12 protein-coding genes and 1 tRNA gene are annotated in these 18,490 nt (G+C 67.4%); 6 read left to right on the forward strand and 7 right to left on the reverse strand.

The window, feature by feature from the left end; all coding sequences use genetic code 11:
- Positions 1 to 223: 223 nt before the first annotated feature.
- The 3 genes from RIA68_10255 to phoU form a co-directional block, all read right to left on the reverse strand.
- Positions 224 to 297 (reverse strand) — tRNA-Val (locus RIA68_10255).
- Between the two features lie 29 nt (positions 298 to 326).
- Complete coding sequence (locus RIA68_10260) at positions 327 to 1,805, reverse strand: PP2C family protein-serine/threonine phosphatase (GenBank protein ID MEQ8317827.1); 1,479 nt, start codon at positions 1,803 to 1,805, stop codon at positions 327 to 329.
- 98 nt (positions 1,806 to 1,903) lie between these two features.
- Positions 1,904 to 2,590, reverse strand: a complete 687-nt coding sequence (gene phoU, locus RIA68_10265) for a phosphate signaling complex protein PhoU (GenBank protein ID MEQ8317828.1) — start codon at positions 2,588 to 2,590, stop codon at positions 1,904 to 1,906.
- A gap of 310 nt (positions 2,591 to 2,900) precedes the next feature.
- Here phoU and RIA68_10270 point away from each other — a divergent pair, with 310 nt between their 5' ends.
- On the forward strand, positions 2,901 to 3,707 hold the full coding sequence (locus RIA68_10270) for a class I SAM-dependent methyltransferase (GenBank protein ID MEQ8317829.1): 807 nt from the start codon (positions 2,901 to 2,903) through the stop codon (positions 3,705 to 3,707).
- A 192-nt stretch (positions 3,708 to 3,899) separates the two neighbouring features.
- Here the strand turns inward: RIA68_10270 and RIA68_10275 are convergent, their stop codons facing one another.
- The 4 genes from RIA68_10275 to dcd all read right to left on the reverse strand — a co-directional run bounded on the left by RIA68_10275 (position 3,900) and on the right by dcd (position 9,645).
- Positions 3,900 to 7,610 (reverse strand): adenosylcobalamin-dependent ribonucleoside-diphosphate reductase, encoded by a 3,711-nt coding sequence (locus RIA68_10275; protein ID MEQ8317830.1) that lies wholly within the window; start codon positions 7,608 to 7,610, stop codon positions 3,900 to 3,902.
- A 22-nt stretch (positions 7,611 to 7,632) separates the two neighbouring features.
- Positions 7,633 to 8,424, reverse strand: coding sequence for an ImmA/IrrE family metallo-endopeptidase (locus RIA68_10280; GenBank protein MEQ8317831.1), 792 nt, complete (start codon positions 8,422 to 8,424; stop codon positions 7,633 to 7,635).
- 32 nt (positions 8,425 to 8,456) lie between these two features.
- Positions 8,457 to 8,951, reverse strand: coding sequence for a helix-turn-helix transcriptional regulator (locus tag RIA68_10285; protein MEQ8317832.1), 495 nt, complete (start codon positions 8,949 to 8,951; stop codon positions 8,457 to 8,459).
- A 121-nt stretch (positions 8,952 to 9,072) separates the two neighbouring features.
- A complete protein-coding gene (dcd, locus tag RIA68_10290; protein MEQ8317833.1) occupies positions 9,073 to 9,645 on the reverse strand; it encodes a dCTP deaminase in 573 nt (190 codons plus the stop codon).
- Positions 9,646 to 10,107: 462 nt separating this feature from the next.
- Between dcd and RIA68_10295 the strand changes: the two genes are divergently transcribed.
- From RIA68_10295 to RIA68_10315, 5 genes are all read left to right on the forward strand, one after another.
- The gene (locus tag RIA68_10295; GenBank protein MEQ8317834.1) at positions 10,108 to 12,144 is read left to right on the forward strand and encodes a flagellar basal body P-ring protein FlgI; all 2,037 of its coding nucleotides are present in this window, start codon (positions 10,108 to 10,110) and stop codon (positions 12,142 to 12,144) included.
- Between the two features lie 134 nt (positions 12,145 to 12,278).
- Entirely contained in the window at positions 12,279 to 16,286 is a 4,008-nt protein-coding gene (smc, locus tag RIA68_10300; GenBank protein MEQ8317835.1) for a chromosome segregation protein SMC, read from the forward strand.
- A complete protein-coding gene (locus RIA68_10305) occupies positions 16,283 to 16,864 on the forward strand; it encodes an SIS domain-containing protein (protein ID MEQ8317836.1) in 582 nt (193 codons plus the stop codon). Before smc ends, RIA68_10305 begins: the two co-directional genes overlap by 4 nt.
- A 193-nt stretch (positions 16,865 to 17,057) precedes the next feature.
- The gene (locus RIA68_10310) at positions 17,058 to 17,750 is read left to right on the forward strand and encodes a GC-type dockerin domain-anchored protein (GenBank protein ID MEQ8317837.1); all 693 of its coding nucleotides are present in this window, start codon (positions 17,058 to 17,060) and stop codon (positions 17,748 to 17,750) included.
- Between the two features lie 29 nt (positions 17,751 to 17,779).
- Positions 17,780 to 18,469: a GC-type dockerin domain-anchored protein gene (locus RIA68_10315; protein ID MEQ8317838.1), complete on the forward strand. Its 690-nt coding sequence runs from the start codon at positions 17,780 to 17,782 to the stop codon at positions 18,467 to 18,469.
- Positions 18,470 to 18,490: the final 21 nt, after the last annotated feature.

Here is an 18,490-nt window from a genome sequence, read left to right on the forward strand (position 1 = left end):
ACCAAGGGCCCGCGGTCCAGCACATCTAGGGGGCTCTGCGGGTCGGGCCGCTTTCCCTTGATCCGCTTGACGAGTTTCTTATTGGAGGTTCTCTGGGAAGAAATCGGCGCAAACGACACTGCGCTCATCGAGTGAGATCGTCTCTTCACACCACGATTCTTGTCCGGATCGACGCGCGCACCGAGGACCTCGGGCCGGCCGGTCCGCTTCACAACCTCGAGAATGAGCGCAACAGGACTCGAACCTGTGACCTCTGCCATGTGACGGCAGCGCTCTAGCCAACTGAGCTATGCGCCCGAGCCGGTGAGTATATCCGAGCCCTCTCCTCACGTCCCGGCAGATGGGCTCCGCCGCAGCGCCAGCACGGTCCGATCGTCGCTGGCCTCGACCCCGCCGGTGAAGCGTTCGGCCGCTTCCAGCAGGCCTTCGACGACCGCCTGCGGGCCGCTTGCGGCCAGCCGCTCAGCGACCTCGATCATCCGGTCGACGCCGAACTGCTCGCCTGTCGGTCCGCTCGCTTCGGCGATGCCATCGGTCGCCACCAACAGCAGGTCGCCGGGCTCGAGCGTGACCGAGCGCGCCGCGTACTGGGGCAAGTCGGCCAAGATGCCCAACGGCACCGTATCGGTCGTCAGGCGTTCGGCCCGGCCCGTCGACGCCCGAACGACGAGCTGAGGGTCCTGGCCCGCGCTCACCATCCGAACGACGCCGTTGGCTGCGTCGAGCACGCCCATCCACGCCGTCACGAACCGGCCGTCGGGCAGGTTCTCGTGCATGCGTTGGTTGAGCACGTCGGTGATGCGGACGACGTCGTGGTCGGGTTCGTGCTGCCACGCCAGCTTGGCCATGGCCTGGAGCTGCGACACCGCCAGCGCCGGACCGATGCCGTGGCCCGTGGCATCTGCGATCATCATCGAGACGGCCTTCCCCCCATCGAGACGCGTGAAGTCGAACGTGTCGCCGCCGGTCTCCTCGGCGGGGATGCTTTCGCCCGCCAGTTCGTATCCCGCCAGCGTCGGAAGCTCGCGGGGCAGCGCTGCCTGCTGGATTCGACGAGCCACGAGCAAGCCCTCGCGCATCTGGCGATTGAGTTGCTCCTGCACGCCCTCGAACCGGTTCATGAGCGCGTTGAGCCCGAGGCCCGAGATGCCCAGCACGCCCACGGCCGCGATGCCCGCGAACACGAGCACCCAACGCGTGCTCTCGCGTCCCACGTTGACGACGCTGCCCACGGGCTGGTGCACGAGCAGGCGGAGCCCGTCGTCGCCCACCGGCTGCGTGCCCACGAAGTGGAAGTCGCTGGTGAACTGCACGATGCCCGTACTCGGCATGCCGACGGCGCCCGCCTGCATGAGCGGGACCGACTGGTCACGATTTCCAAGGCTTTCCGCGAGTTCCTTCCCATCGAAGCTGAACTCACGCAAGCCCGGGTTCTCGCGGATCTCGGGATGACACAGCAGGCGCCCGCTGGGCTCGACCAGGCACACGAACCCACCGGCGAGAAGGCCGCTGAGCTCTTCATCCTCGATGATCCGCTGGAGTCGCTCCCACTGTTCGCTGCCGAACTCGACGTCGCCCATGGTCTCGGGCAGCAGCTTGGCGACGTTGGCGGCGATCTCGGCGTTCTGCTGTTGCACGAGGTCCTCGACCACGCCGGCGAACGACCGCTGGACCAGCCGGAACGTCGCGAACCAGCCGATGCTCAGCACGATGGCTTGCAACACGAGCGCCGACACGAGCAGCGCCCGGCGGCTCTTCGGCCGAGAGAGGACCCCGATGATCTTCGGACCGCGCGTACCAACCACCGATCGCCTCCCAAGACGCCTGGCGTGTTCGGTAGCCCCAATCGCGGCGGCCCGCAGACTGTTCCGCGAAAGCGAACCAGGCCGCGAGAGGGCGTCTCTTAAGAGTGCCGGACGTTCTCGCCGGTCTCCCGGAAGATCAGGTCCCGGCAGATGCCTGCCATGACGTCGGCGGTCCGCTCGAGTTCTCGGCCCACACGGAAGATGTACAGGCCCGCCAGATCGCCCTGCGGCTCGTTGTTGATGATGCCCAGGGTCTCGGAGAACAGCGTCTTCTCGAGATCATCGATGACCTCGTCCTCGGCGATGATCTCGCGAGCGGCATCGAGGTCTTCGTCGAGCACGGCCCGGAGCGTCTTGTGGCAGCAGGCGGGCACGCGGTGGGCCATCTCGATGAGCGACGTCGGCCAGCGCGGTTCGATCCCCGCCTTGACCATGCGCGACGCGCACTTGGCGATGCTGGTGGCGTGGTCGCCCACACGCTCGACCTGCGTGTTTACGCGCAGCACGAACAACACCTCGCGGAAATCGCTGGCGACCGGGTGCTGCATCAGCAGCAGGTCGAGGCACGCTTCCTCGATCTCCAGTTCCTGCCGATCGATGACATCATCCTGCTTGCGGACGGCCTTGGCCTGGGGCCGGTCGAGCCGCAGGAGGGCGTCCAGGGCCTGCTCGATCATGGCCGTCGCGTACGACGCTTCCTTGATGAGCTGCCGCTTGAGGCTGACGATCTGCCGCGGCAGGCCCTGCCCGCCGATCGGGCGATCGAATGCCGGTCGTGATTCCATCAGCAAGCCACCCCTCCGTGGTGCGGGGCAGAATTCGCGTGGCGGATGCCCCGGAGACCATCGGTGATTCTAGGCATGACGCTCCACCGGGCGTACGCTCCGGAAGATGTATTCGCCCTCGCATACGAGTGCCGAACGCCGGTCGGCGCCGTCCCACGACGCGCCGCAACCCGAGCCCGGGAACGGTTGCCTGACCGCCGAACGGACCGCGCCTGCCCCGCCTCAGCCCGCGCCCGCGGGGCCCGTTCGTCCGGCCCGAGACATCGAGATCGCGACGCCGCCGAGGCGGGGACGGCTGGCAGCCGCACTCGTGTCGGCGTGGAAGCGCTCCGTCCGACGCGTGCTCCGCCCAGCGCTCGTACCACTCGAAGATGCGATCGCCGGCGCCGGTGGGTGGCACGCGTGGCGCGGCGGACTCGACGGCAGCCTGACCAGCGCCATCGGCGACGTGCACATCGAACGACGCCTGCGCGACGAACTCGCGTACTGGGTGCGGGCCGTCAACGTGCCGGGCGCCCACGAGGCCATCGATCCAACGTACGGCGACTTCCACGCCGTCTTCGCCCGCTGGCAGACCGACCGGTGCAAGGAACTGGCCGACTGGCTGGGCGTGCCCGACGTCGCGGCATGGCAGCTCGACACCGCGGTGCTCGAGATCGGCGGCGGTCCACACCCCATGGTCGCCCAGGGCCGGTGGCGTCTCGCCGCGGCGGTCGACCCGCTCAACGACGGGTACGCCTCGTGCGAGCTGTTCCCGCCCGGTCCACTCGGCTTCACGCCCGTCGCCGCCTCGGGCGAGCAGATGCCCGTGACGAGCGCGAGCTTCGACGTGGTCGTGTGCGACAACTGCCTCGACCACGTGGCCGACCCGGGCCGCGTCGTCGCCGAGATCGCACGCGTGCTCAGGCCGGGCGGCCACGCCTGGATCCTGGTCGACCTGCGGACCTCGATCGACGACATGCACCCGCACGCCTTTACGCCCGAGCTGCTCGGCGCCATGCTCACGAGCCAGGGCCTCGACACGGTCCGCGAGCGCGTGGGTGAGCACGCCAGCCATCCGCTGGCCTACGGCGAGGTCCGCGTGCTCGCGCGAAAGCGCGATGATCGGCCGGGCTGAACGAGCCGCGTCTGGAATGCAAGCACAAACGAAAAACCCCCGGGCCTGGTGGCGGGCCCGGGGGCGGGTGGCGATCATCGGGACCGGGTGGTGGCGTGCCCGCCGTTGAGAAGGGGGCGGGCGTGATCCCGACGATCTGTGGGAGAGAAGGAGTTCTTCAGACCGACGCGCGCCCGCGTCGGCGCGTCGTCATCAGCTGCACCCCATGCTGTTGCCGCAGTTCAGGCACTTGTAGCAGGTGCCGTTGCGAACGGTGATCGTGCCGCACACGTCGCACGCGGGCGCGTCGGCCATGCTCTCGAGCATCGACGAGAGCTGCGCCGCCTCGCCGCTCTTGGTCTGGACGTTCGCCTGGCCCTGGGCCGAAGCCTCGACAGCCGGCTGGCGGTCGACGACGACCACCTCGGCGGCACGGTGCGCCTGGGCCGAACCCGTCGCGGCTTCCGAACGCTCCGGATTAGCTTCACGCGTCGCGCGTGCGGCGATCTCGACCCGCCCACCGGACCCCTCCGTGGGTCCGGCGAGCGAACGAATGCGGTCACTCGTCCCTGAGCTTGCGTCGGTCTTCGCGGCCTCGCCCGAGCCGCCACGCTTGGGCGTGTTGGCCTCGCGATAGCCCGGGATGAACTGGATGCCCAGCCAGCGGAAGATGTAGTCCACCAGGCTCTTGGCCAGCGGGATGTCGCGGTTGGTCGTCATGCCCGCCGGCTCGAAGCGCTGGTGCGTGAACTTGCGGACCAGGCTCTCCAGCGGCACGCCGTACTGCAAGGACACGCTCACCGCCGTGCCCAGGCTGTCCATCAGGCCGCCGATGGTCGAGCCTTCCTTGGCCATGGTGATGAAGAGCTCGCCCGGCATGCCGTCCTCGTACAGGCCCACCGTCAGGTAGCCCTCGTGGCCGGCGATGTTGAACTTGTGCGTGATCGACCCCCGCGTGTCGGGCAGACGACGACGCATGGGCCGGTGCACGATCCGCTCGACCGTCTTCACCGTCGCAGCCGCATCGGCCTTGCTGGCCTGCTCGGCCGCCGTCACGGTGAGCTCTTCGACCTCTTCGAGCGCCTCGGCCTCGCCTTGCTCGTCGATCTCGACCTCGTCCTCGAGGTCGACCGCCACCAGCACCGGCTCTTCGGCCTGCTTCTCGTCGCCGTCTTCACTGGCCGCGTCGCTCTTGGTGCTCAGCGGCTGGCTGAGCTTGCAGCCGTCGCGGTAGAGCGCGTTGGCCTTCAGCCCCAGCTCCCAGCTCAGGCGGTAGCAGTCCTTGATGTCGTCGACGCTCGCGTCGTTGGGCAGGTTGATCGTCTTGCTGATCGCACCACTGATGAACGGCTGGGCCGCCGCCATCATCCGGATGTGGCCCTGCGGCTCGATGAACCGCGTGCTCAAGGGACCGCACGTGTTGGCGCAGTCGAACACCGGCAGGTGCTCGTCCTTCAGGTGCGGGGCGCCCTCGAGCGTCTGCGTGCCGCACACCAGCAGGTTCAGCTCGCCGACCTGCTCGCGAGAGAGCCCGAGCGCCCGCAGCAAGTTGAACGATGGATCGGCCTTGGCTGCCTCCGCGTCGACGCCCGCCCGCTCGAGGGCCTGGTCGCCCAGCGCCCACGCGCTGAACGCGAATCCCAGCTCGAACACGCCCGGCAGCGCTTCGGTGATGGTCTTGAGGTCGTTCTCGGCCAGTCCCTTGCTCCGCAGCCACTGCGCTAGCGTCTGGCCCACCTGCGCGCCCGGCACGCCCTCGGGCAGCTCGACCTCGAGGTGCAGCGTGCCGAGCAAGTAGCGCAGCATGTCTTGCCGCTCGGTCTCCTCGTAGCCCATCGCCTTGAGCGCGGGCTTCACGCTCGCGTTGGCGATCTTGAAGTAGCCGCCGCCGGCCAGCTTCTTGAACTTCACGAGCGCAAAGTCCGGCTCCACGCCCGTCGTATCGCAGTCCATCAAGAGGCCGATGGTGCCCGTCGGCGCGATCACCGTCGTCTGGGCGTTGCGGTAGCCGTGCTTCTCGCCGAGCTGGATGGCCTGGTCCCACGCCATCTTCGCGCGGTCGAGCAGCTCGGGCGTGTTCGCCACGGGCACCTCGCCGCTGCGGCAGCGGGCCTGGTCGATCGGCACCGGACGCGTCTTGGCGTTCAGCCCCTCCCACTCGGCGGCGCCACGCTTCACGCCGTGAGCGGCGCGCCGGTGGTTGCGCACGACCCGCAGCATGTTCTCGCTATCGGCCTTGTACCCGGCGAACGGCCCGTGCTCCTTGGCCATCTTCGCCGACATGCGGTACGAGCCGCCGGTCAGGATCGCCGTCAGGCAGCCGCAGATGGCCCGGCCGTCCTCGCTGTCGTACGGAATGCCCGCCTGCATCAGCATGGCGCCCAGGTTGGCGTAGCCCAGCCCCAGCGTGCGGTACTTGAAGCTCAGTTCGGCGACTTCCTTGCTCGGGTAGGCGGCCATCAGCACGCTGATCTCGAGCACCATCGTCCACACGTCGATCGCGTGCTCGTACGCACGCACGTCGAAGTGCCGCGTCGGGCCGTCGTAGAACTTCATGAGGTTCAGCGACGCCAGGTTGCACGCCGTGTTATCGAGGAACATGTACTCCGAGCAAGGGTTGCTCGCGTTGATGCGGCCGCCCTCGGGGCACGTGTGCCACGCGTTGATCGTGCTGTCGAACTGCACGCCCGGGTCGGCGCACCGCCAGGCGGCGTACGCGATATCGTCCCAAAGCTTCCGCGCGTCGACCGTCCGCGCCACGCCCTCGGCCGTGCGCCAGCGCGTCTCCCACACGCTGCCCGCGTCGACCGACTCGAAGAACGCGTCGGGCACGCGCACGGAGTTGTTGCTGTTCTGGCCGCTGACGCTGGCGTAGGCCTCGCCGTTGAAGTCGAAGTCGAGCTTCAGCCCCAGCCGCTCGGCGGTCTCGCCCACGGTCTCGGGGTCGTGCATGCTGGCCCGCTCGCCGGCGATCTTCTGCAGCCCCTCCACCATCGCCGCCACCTTGATCTCCTCGCGAACCTTCCAGTTCACGAAGCTCTCGATGTCGGGGTGGTCCATGTCGAGGCAGACCATCTTGGCGGCGCGTCGCGTCGTCCCGCCGCTCTTGATGGCGCTGGCGGCCCGGTCGCCGATCTTCAGCCAGCTCATGAGTCCGCTGCTCTTGCCACCGCCGCTCAGGGGCTCGCCCTCGCCGCGCAGCTTGCTGAAGTTGGTGCCCGTGCCGCTGCCATACTTGAACAGCCGCGCCTCGCGAACCCACAGGTCCATGATGCCGCCGTCGTTCACCAGGTCGTCGCTCACGCTCTGGATGAAGCACGCGTGCGGCTGCGGGTGCTCGTACGCCCCGCCGGCCAGGCTCACCTCGCCCGTCTTGGGGTCGGGCACCCAGTGCCCCTGGGCCGGGCCGTCGATGCCGTAGGCCCAGTGCAAACCGGTGTTGAACCACTGCGGGCTGTTGGGCGCCGCCATCTGGTGGATGAGCATGTACACCAGCTCGTCGTAGAACGCCTGGGCATCCTCGGCACTATCGAAGTACTTGTGCTGCTCGCCCCAGTGACGCCAGCAGCCGGCCAGCCGGTGCGCAAGCTGGCGCACGCTGCGCTCCGGCCCGGTCACGACGTTGCCGTCCTCGTCCTTCTGCACGCCGGAGGGGAGGCCATCCTTGGCCCGCTTGGCGGCGGCCTGCCACCCCCCGGCGATGATCGAACCGGCCTTCTCCATCTGCGGCACGCCCGCCTTGCGGAAGTACTTGCTGACGGCAATGTCCGTGGCAAGCTGGCTCCACGACGCCGGCACCTCCGCGTCGTTCATCTCGAAGACGATGGACCCATCGGGGTTGCTGATCTTGCTCGACCGCGTCGTCCACTTGACGCTGTCGAAGGGATCCTGGCCGGCGGTGGTAAACTTGCGGGTAATCTTCATCGAGTGCCATCCAAAAATGGTGTCAGTTCCAGGTCGCGTTGTTACTAGTTCTTGAGTGAGCCGAAGCAGCAGTAATGCGCGCTAGCCCATAGAGATTCTGTACCGTGTGGTACCGACGAACCTCGGTTTGAATTGATGTCCAGGTGAACGCACCACGATCACCCTTGAAGTTAGGCGAACAGATTGCTCCGAGCGTCGACGAGTCTTCGAGCGTCGACTTGATGTCTTCCGCTGCATGAGGCTGATTCGTTCTCGACCACTTGAGTTTCCAAGGCTCTCCCTGAAGCCTGCGCGCATGGAATGCCACAATCGGATAACCGAAGAGATCCACGCTGCGAATCATCGACGCAGATAAGCTCACGCCCGCTTGCCTGGCAATCGTTGACAATCGAGCAAGCGACCAGTCTCCGGAAATAGCACGCATCATGTAGTCAGTGGGGAGAAGCAAGTAGGCAGCCAACTGATCTGCCATCGACTCTTCGTCTGCTCCGCTAGCGACCTGTGCGTATGACCGGAAGTGCCTGTAGTGTTGTGAATTGGGCTTCTTCTCGAGAAGTTCTAGCATTACGTGCCCAATTTCATGAGCAAGCGAAAACCGCATTCTCGTGTGTGGCGAGTCTTTCCTTAGTCGAATCACGAGGCCATGTTCACCGTTCTCAACACAGCCCCAAGCGGACATGTCGTCTTGTCGAATCTCTTTAACACCAAGCCCCTGAGCTAGCTTCTCCAGATCAGTTGGCGTCGAAAGACATCCGTACCGATAGCGCACATAGTTTGCCATCATTTCAAGATGTCGTTGGATTTCTTTGTGCACCCACACACCTCACCGCCATAAGGCGTTGGCAGTTACCGCTTATCTCGCCTGATGCTCGTGTAGATCGACACAATTTCCATGTCATCGAGAGCGAACGCGTCTTCGCGCCGCCAAGCAATTACCGATTCAGCCTCGCGCTCGTCACACCAGAGTTCGAACCGACGACGGATCTCCGCCATCACGTTCTGACACTGTGCAATTGTGGGAGAGGGCGAGAAGGTATTCAAGACACGAAACGCATTGTCAAATGTATCGAGCAATGCCTGATTGAAGAGATTGCGGACGTCAGCATTCGTCCACTCGCCTTCCAGCAGCACAGGAAGGCTGATTCCAACCATCTCAGAGAACTTGTGAACTTGCACCAGCCATGTGCTGCCTTCCTCAAGGGCTCCTTGCTCAATCTGCTCCAACGTCTGAGTGGTACAACCCATGGTGTATGCTGCATCAGCCAAGCTAATGCCACGACGTTGCCGGATTACCTTCATCCGGCGACCCATTCCACTGATGCGATTTTGTCGACTATTCAACGATCTGCCTCCTTGCGGATGTTCCCACTCATTTCACACCTCGATCCTTCAGCGAGCGTTCATGACCGTCCTGGCCCCTCAAACCTCGCCCTAATGAAGCAGCTACCGCGCACCACCGCGGTTAGTCCACCTTCGGCAACGTCAACCCCGACTGATCCTGATACTTCCCAGCCTTATCCGCGTAGCTCGTCGCGCACACCTGGTCGGCCTTCAAGAACACGAGCTGCGCGATGCCCTCATTCGCGTACACGCGTGCCGGCAGCGGCGTCGTGTTGCTGATCTCCAGCGTGATCTTGCCGCGCCACTCGGGCTCCAGCGGCGTGACGTTCACGATCAGGCCGCAGCGGGCGTACGTGCTCTTGCCGACGCAGATGACCAGGCAGTCGCGCGGGATCTCGAAGAACTCGACCGTCTCGCACAGCGCAAAGCTGTTCGGCGGGATGATGACGTGGTCGGTGCCCACGTCGTCGCAATTCACCTCGACGAACAGGTCGTCGGTGAATCGCTTGGGGTCGACCACGGTGATGCCGCCGCTCTTGGGCGTGGGCGTGAAGATCTTGAAGGTCGGCCCCACCCGCACGTCGTAGCCGTAGCTGCTGACACCGTACGAAATCTTACCAGGCCGACGCTCGCCGCGTTCGAACGGCTCGATGCGCACCAGTTCCCTGATCTGTTCGTCGCACAGCACGGGCATCGCGGTTCCTTCCCTGTTTGAGACCCACCACCGCCGCGTGAGGTCCGAGCCACCCAGCCGGACGCGTTCATCGGCGTCTCCACTCTACCCACTACAACGTGTAGCCGCAAGACTTTTTGACCACAAGATGCAGTATGGATATCCTGTCGCTCACCCTGCAATCTCGCTAAATCTCGCCCCAAAACGCACTTACGCCTCCTCCACACAGCCAACCGACAACACAAGCGCCATTATTCAACAGGTAGTGGTTCTGGGAAACGCGTATACATCATGCTGTGTCAAACGTGAAATTCACGCGAAATTCGCGCGTCTTGGTCCGTCAGGGTGCCGATCGACCACGATTACCTTTCGAATACCAAACAAAGAGAGCCTATCCTCGGAGTTCGCTGCCGGCCAGGTGCAGCAATCCCCCACGGCGCTCGTAGAGTCTGGGCCCAGCCCGAGAACGCCGGAGATCGCCGCATGTCCACTCGCACGCCCTCGCCCCGCCTTGCCAGCCTCCTGACCGCGCTGGCGCTGCTCGGGATCGTGCTCGCCTCGGTCTCCGGCTGCAAGAGCAAGGGCCGCGTGGTCAGCCCCGGCGGCGGCGTGGTCGTGCCGTTCGACGGCCCCAGCGTGCTCCGCGGCACGGTCGGCGCGTCAGCCACGCTCATCGGCGTCGAGCCCACGCTCGTCTCGGGCCTGGGCATCGTGGTGGGCACCAAGGGCCAAGGCGGCCCGCTGCCCCTGGCCGTGGAGGCCACCGTCATCCGCCAGCTCGCGTTGCGCGAGGGCGCCCGCGGCATGGACATGTTCGAGGGCACGCCCTTCGAGGGCGAGAGCCCCGAGAGCTTCATCCGCCGGCCCGACGTCACCGTCGTGGCCGTGCTGGGCCTGGTCGCCCCCGGCGCACCGCAGGGCTCGACCTTCGACGTGCTCGTCTACGCCCTGAACAACGAGGAACTCACCGGCGGTAGCCTCTGGCGCACCGACCTGCGGCTGGGCCGCCCCACCGTGCAGGGCGGTCCGGCCACGCGGCTGGTGGGCTTCGCCGAGGGTCCGGTGTACGTGAACCCCTTCGCCGCCGGGCCGCGCGCAAACCCGACCCAGGGCCGCGTCATCGGCGGCGGCACCATGACCAACCCGCTCGAGCTGGCCATCCGCCTCAACGTGCCCAGCCCCCGGCGCACGAGAGCGATCGCCTCGCTCATCAACAGCCGATTTGGCAACAGCCCGGTCGACCGCGGCGATATCGCCAGCGGCCGGCTGACGGGCCAGTCCGACGCGACGACGTCGCTCGTCACCGTCAGCATCCCATGGAGCTACAAGGACCGGCCCGAGGAGTTCCTGCGGCTCGTTGCCCACATCAATCCCGACGCCCAGGGACGCGAGGAGCGGTACGTCGGCCGCTACGTGCGCGCCCTGCAGGAAGAGCCCGGCTCGGCCGACCGCCTCGCCTGGGCGCTCGAGGCCCTGGGCCCGGTGTCGGTCCGCGGGGCGACGTCGGTCTCGTCGCTCTACGACTGGCCCGAGATCGCGCCGCGCATGGCGGCCCTGCGCGTGGGCGCCAGGCTTGGAGACCCCAACGCCGAGCGCCCGCTCATCGCGATTGCGCGCGGCGACAACGAGGCGTTGCAGATCGAGGCGCTCGGCCTGCTGGGCGAGCTCGGCACCGGCGCGATGATCGACGCCACGCTCCAGGACCTGGCGGCCTCCGGCAGCGTCTCGGTGCGCGTGGCCGCGTACGAGGCGATGGTCAGGCGTGCCGGCATGCGCGAGTTGCGCGCCATGCGCGAGCGAACCAGCCTGCGGCCGGGCATGGACCCGGTGCTCGTGATGAGGCAATGGAGCGAGTTCGCCCGCACCAGCTTCCGCGGCAGCCTCGCCCAGGGCCTGCGGCGCGACGTCATGCCCGGCGGTTTCATGGTCGACCGCGTTCCCATCGGCGAGCCGCTGATCTTCCTGCGGCAGCAGGGCCAGGCCGGGCTGGTGCTGTTCGGCCCCGAGTTGCGGATCGAGCCCGGCGCCGTGCTGCGGATCAACGATGACCTGATCCTCGCGCGCCCGGAAGTAGACGATCCCGACTTCGATCCCAACGGCTTCGACGTGCGGGTGCGGTACCGCCACATGCCGGCCGACTGGTTGGTGACGGTGCCCGACGCGCCCGCGAGCCTGCACGAGTTCATCGAGTTCCTGGCCACGAAGCCCACCGTCGAGCGCCCGATGGGCGGGCTGGGCATGGGCTTCGGCTCGATCGTGTCGGTGGTCTCGAGCCTGCAGGAGGTCGGGGCGGTCAAGGCGCAGTGGCAGGTCGAGCGGAACATCCTCCGCGAGAACGTCGATCGCTCGACCCGCGGCGCCATCGCCGATCGGCCCGAACTCGAGGGCGATGCGCCGGGCGAGGGCGACCCCCTCCAGCGGTTCATCCAGCGGTCGATCCGCGGCGAGGAAATGGACGAGGCGACCCTCGACGAGGCGGGCGAGGCGATGGGCGACACGCCCGTCGAGCGCGAGGGCTGATAACCCGCCGGCGTGGGCCCAAATGGGGCCGAAGAATCCCACGTCTCTGAAGGTCGGGGGCCGATACTGTGGGCTCGGGCGGCAGGATGCCAGCCCGGTCCGCGGCGACGCGGACCATGGCGACAGGAGGTCTGATGCGGCTTGCCAAGCTGACGCTCAATGGGTTCAAGTCCTTCGATGACCGGACGGAGTTCCACTTCGACGATCCGGTGACGGGCATCGTGGGCCCCAATGGCTGCGGCAAGAGCAACGTGGTCGACGCGCTCAAGTGGGTGCTGGGCGAGCGGAGCAGCAAGAGCCTGCGCGGCAAGGAGATGCTCGACGTCATCTTCGCCGGCTCGGCCGCGCGCAAGCCTGCGGGCATGGCCAGCGTCACGCTCACGTTCGAGAATCCGCTGCTGGACGAGGCGCCAAGGACGACGGTCTCCGAGGCCCAGCCGCTCGCGATCGACGCGACGGAAGACGAGTCGAGCGACATCGACGACGAGCCGGACGCCAACAGCGTGCTGGCCGACCGCCGCACGGTGCGTCGCGGCCTGCCGGTCGACACGGACGTGGTTGAGGTCGAGCGGCGGCTGTACCGCGACGGCGGTAGCCAGTACCTGATCAACGGCAAGCGGTGCCGGCTCAAGGACATCCGCGACCTGTTCCTCGATACCGGCGTGGGCGCCGACGCCTACTCGATCATCGAGCAGGGCCGCGTCGACGCGATGCTGCTGGCCAACCCGCAGGAGCGGCGGACGATCTTCGAGGAAGCGGCCGGCATCGCGCGGTACCGCCAGCGGCGGGTCGAATCGGTCCGCAAGCTCGATCGGGCCGAGCGCAACCTGGCGGTCACGCGCGAGCAACTGGCAAACACCGAGCGTCGGCTCAAGATCGTGCGCGGCCAGGCGGCCAAGGCGCGGCAGTTCGTCGAGCTCGACGCCGAGCTTCGCGCCTGGCGGGCGTCTCGCGCATTGAGCCAGCACGATGCGCTGACGACCGCGGTCGAGCGCATCCACGCGGACATGGAGGGCGCTCGCGCCCAGCGAGACGCCGCCGAGGCCGAGCTGAGCGCCCTCGAGAAGGAACGTCAGGAAGCGGACCTCAAGCGGCACGAGGCGGCTCAGGCCGTGCGCCGGGCCGAGGAAGAGCTTGCCGAGGCGAACCAGGCCGTCGAGCGGGCGCGGCACAAGAAGGAACTGGCCGAGCGATCTGCCGGCGAGGCGCTCTCTCGCCTGGACGCCGACGGGCAGCGGCTGGCCGAGGCGGAGCGGGCCGCCGAGCAGGCGGAAGTGCAGGCCGATCGAGCGGCCGAGCGCGTCGCCGCGGTGGCCGAGCAGCTTGCCGACGCGGAGCGCGTGCTGGAGCAGGCATCGCAGGCACGCCAGCGGGCGCAGCAGGAGGTCGCCAGCAAGCGTCAGGCGCACGCCGAGAAGCGTCGAGAGGTCGAGCGCATCGAGCGTGACCAGCTGTCTGCTCAAGGCCGCATCGAGGAAGAACGCCGCCGGGCCGATCAGCTCGCCGAGAAGGCGCGACAGGTCGAGGCGGAGCTGGCGTCGCTCGATGAAGAAGCCGACCGCGTCGTGCAGCGCCGCGATGCGGCGCGGGCCGATGCCGAGAGCCACGCCCAGGCGCACGGCGAGCGCACCCGCGAGGCCGCGGCTCTCGAGTCGGATGCGTCGTCGCTGGGCGAGGGCCGGGCGAAGCAGTCGGGCGAAGTGAAGTCGCTCGAGGAGCGGCGGCTGCGGCTCGAGACGCGGCACCACGCGGTCGCGGAGGTGCTCGCCTCGCGCGAGGGGCTGGGCCAGCCGGCGCGCGACGTGCTCGAGCGCGCCGCGAGCGGCGAGGGATTCTCGACGGTCATCGCGCCGCTGGCAGAATTGATCCGCGTGCCGATCGAGCATGCGCCGCAGGTGGAGGCGGCGCTGGGCTCGCTGCTGTCGGCGTTGGTCGTGCCTTCGATGGACGCCATGCCCGGGCGCGAGGAGCTGGCGACGCTGACCGGTCGCGTCAGCTTTGTGCCGCTGGGGCTCGGCGTGCCCGCGACGGCACAGCGGCCCGACCATGCGGCATTCGAGGCGATGCGCGCATCCGGGCGGCTCTTGCCGCTGCGAGAGGTCGCGGGCGTGGACGAGCGGGCGTGCCACGAGGCCGGCGTCGATCCGACGTCGGTGTCGGGCCTGCTCGACGTGCTGCTGCACGATTGCTGGCGGACGGGGGACATCGAGTCGGCGGCGCTCCTGAGCGCCGGGCCGATCCGCGGCGCAACGATCACCGATGCCGCCGCCAGCGTGCTACGGCATCCGGGCGTGGTGAGCGCCGGGTCACTGACGGCGGGCGACGGCGAAGGGCAGGCCGTGGGCGTGCTGCAGCGACGGGCCGAGCTCGAGCAGTTAACGGCGGATCTCGCGCAGGCGACCACCGAGTTGGAGCGCGCCCAAGCGGCGCTGCGCACGCTGGACGCCAAGGCGGGCGATCTCGCCGAGCGACAGACGGCGTTGCAGCGCACGCTGAACGACCTGGTGCAGTCGAGGCTGAAGGCCGAGGGCGAGGCCGAGCGTGCGGGCGATGCGCTGGCGCGGCTCGACCGCCAGCGACAGCGGGCCAGGGACGAACGCGAGACGGCGGCGGCGAGCGGCGAGGCTGCGGCAAGGCAGGTGGTTGAACTCGAGGGCAAGCTGGCGTCGCTGGCGAGCATCCTGGAGGACGAGCGCGGCGCGCTCGAGAAGCTCGAAGCCGGCGCCGAGCAAGCCGAGAAGGACGCGGATTCGTTGGCCGAGGCGTTGACCGTCGCGCGCGTGTCGGCGAGCACGCTGGGCGAGCAGATCGGGGCGGCAAGGCGCGAGGCCGCGAGCGTGCGCGAGGCGGCGGCCAAGCACCGGGCGAGCCAGCGCGACCTGGCGACGCACGTGCAGCGGGCCAGCGAGCAGGCCCAGGCCCATCAGAAGACGGCACGCGAGGCGGCCGAAGAAATCGAGACGCTGCAGGAGCGGGCGGAAACGCTGCGCGGCGGCATCGACGGCAAGCGGACCACGCTCCATGCGGCCCAGGAGGCGGCGCTGGGCCTCGAGCGGAAGTTCGACGCGGCGCGGCGGAGCGCGGGCGATATCGACAAGGCCTGGCACGATCTCGAGCTTCGCGGCCGAGAAGCGGACATCCGGCTCGAGAACCTCGTGCAGCGAACGCTGGACGAGGATGGGCTGGATCTGCCCGCCGAGCTGCCCGGATATCGCGAGGCGCTGCACGACGAGGAACACGGCGTGATGCGCGGCGTGGGCGACCGGGAGTCGGGCGAGGCGATCTCGACGCTGAAGAAGTCGATCGACAAGCTGGGCAGCGTGAACCTGTCGGCCATGGACGAGGAAGGCCAGCTCGCAGGCAAGAACGAGCAGCTCGCGGTCCAGGTCGAGGACATCGACAACGCACGGATTCGCCTGGAGACGCTGATCGAGCAGCTGAACGAGGCCAGCCGGCATCGCTTCGGAGACATGCTCGAGCGTGTGCGCGAGAGCTTTGCGGGCGACGACGGGCTGTTCCGCCAGCTCTTCGGCGGCGGACGGGCCGAGATCAAGCTCATGCCGCTGGTGCGCGAGGTCGACGGACAGAAGGTGGTGACCGACGAGGTGGACTTGCTCGAGAGCGGCATCGAGATCGTCGCGCGGCCGCCCGGCAAGCAGCCTCGCTCGATCAGCCAGCTGAGCGGCGGCGAGAAGGCGATGACGGCGGTCGCGTTGCTGCTGGCGATCTTCCAGAGCAAGCCGAGTTGCTTCTGCGTGCTCGACGAGGTCGATGCGGCCCTCGACGACGCGAACGTCGACCGGTTCAGCCGCGTCGTGAAGCAGTTCAGCGTCAAGAGCAACTTCATCGTCATCACGCACCACAAGAAGACGATGGCGATGTGCGACCGGCTGCACGGCGTGACGATGCAGGAGCGCGGCGTGTCGACGCGGGTCGGCGTGCGGTTCGACCAGGTCGGCGCCGATGGACGGCTCAGCGCGGCGGCGGTGGATTCGTCGGCGAAGCCGGCCGAGCAACACGGGAAGGGCAAGCCGAGGCTGCGTGACGCCCTGGCGGGCATGAAGCGCGGTGAGGCGGCCGAGGTCGACGCGGCGGAGCCCGCGGGCGCGGACGAGGCCGAGATGGCCGAGGCCAACGCGTGATCGAGGCCTTCGAGAACGCAAAGCGGGCGCTCGAGGCGTTTCTGGCCGATGGGCGAAACATTACGACGCTCGACCTGGCCGCCGACGTACTGGCCGAGTCGCTGGCCGAGGGTGGCAAGGTCCTCGCCTGCGGAAACGGTGGGTCGGCGTGCGACGCGATGCACTTCTGCGAAGAACTGACCGGGCGGTTTCGCAAGGATCGGGCGCCGCTGGCGGCGGTGAGCCTGACCGACGTGGGGCACGTGACCTGCGTTGCAAACGACTACGGCTACGACGAGGTGTTCGCGCGCGGCGTGCGGGCGTTAGGGCGCGAGGGTGACGTACTCGTCGCACTCAGCACGAGCGGCAACTCGGCGAACGTCGTGCGAGCGGTTGAGGCAGCGCGGGAAGAGGGCCTCCGGACGATCGCGCTGCTCGGCCGCGACGGCGGAAAGCTCGCGGGCGTGTGCGAGCTCGAGTGGATCGTGCCGGGCGTGCCCGTCGAGGCGCCGACCTCCGATCGAATCCAGGAAGTCCACATGCTCGTGCTGCACGCGCTCGTCGAGGGCGTGGAGCGGCGGCTCTTCGGCGATTCCTGAGCAGTTTTCGCCAGGGCCTGTTGGATAGTTCGACGCCGTTGTCCACCGGTGGCCATCTGAGGCCATCGATGGCCATCTTCGCGCATTCGCGCGGTTTGGTGTTGGGAGCGCACCGTTTTGTGATACATTGGGCGCGGAAAGCGGTCGACTTCATCGCAACCGCGTGGATGAACAGCAAAGCGGGGGAACAATCATGCGAGTCTTGCTCGGATCGGCGGCGTTGCTCGCGACGGCCTGCGGGTCGATGGGCCAGGTCGGCATCGTGTTCGAGGTTTCCGATCCGGAACCGATGCCGGGCGAGACCATCGAGATCAGGATGCTCGCGGGATTCAGCAGCAGTCGAGACTACGCGATGGCGGGCGTGGTCACGAACGTGTCCATCGACCGGGCCCAGGGCACGCTGAGCAATCTCAGGCTCATCAGGCCGATGGATGGACCGGGCACGAGCGCCGGTACGCTGGTCGCTGGCGGCGTCGAGGAGATCATCGCCGGCCAGCTCAACTTCCCGATCACGGCGGGCATCTACGCCGACCCGACGAATCCGATCCCCTTCTGGGCGGCCGACTTTACGGTGAACGACGTGCTCTCGGGGCCCATCGTGCTCCAGGCATCGACGCGGACGACTCGATACGACGTGTACATCGCGCGAGACTCAGCAACCAGTGAGTCCAGGCTCGATGAACTGGTCGAGGGCGCCATTCGCGTACTCGTCGCGCGCGATTGTGCCGTGGACTTCGATGGTGACGGGCAGGCGACGGTGTTCGACTTCCTGTACTTCTTCAACCTGTTCGAGGCAGGCGATCTGCTGGCCGACTTCGACGGCGACGGTGAGCTGACCATCTTCGACTTCATCGAGTATCAGAACCAGTTCATGGCCGGGTGCTGACGCGCCCGCAATGAGTGGAGGGCAGAACGATGATGAACAGCGCGTTCGCGGCGATGCTGCTGGCCGGGGCGGGGACGGCGGCGGCACAGGTAGGAATCGTGTTCGAGCTGTCCAATCCCGAGCCGCGGCCCGGAGAGACGATCACGATCACCATGAAGGCTGGGTTCGATGGTCGAGACTACGCGATGTCGGGAGTCTTCGTGAACGTGGACATCGGCCGGGCACAGGGAACGCTCAGCAACCTCAGGCTCGTTGCGCCGATGGATGGGCCAGGGACCACCGCCGGGATGCTCGTGGGGGGCGGCGTCGAGGAGATCATCGCCGGCCAGCTCAACTTTCCGGCTACCGCGGGCATCTACGCCGACCCGACCAACCCCATCTCGTTCTGGGCGGCCGACTTCACGGTGAACGACGCGCTCTCGGGCCCGATCGTGCTCGAGGCAACAACGCGCACGATCCGGTACGACGTGTACATCGCACGAGATTTGGCAACGAGTGAGTCCAGGCTCGACGAATTGGTCGAGGGCACGGTTCGCGTGCTCGTCGCGCGCGACTGCGCCGTGGACTTCGACGGAGACGGACGAGCAACCCTGTTCGACTTCCTCTACTTCTCGAATCTCTTCCAGGCGGGCGATCCGCTGGCCGACTTCGACGGCGACGGTGAACTCACGATCTTCGACTTCTTCGAGTACCAGAACCAGTTCATGATCGGGTGCTGAACGCGACGCTTTTGCGTGGGA

This window comes from Phycisphaerales bacterium (assembly GCA_040217175.1).
Classification (GTDB): Bacteria; Planctomycetota; Phycisphaerae; order Phycisphaerales; family UBA1924; genus JAHCJI01.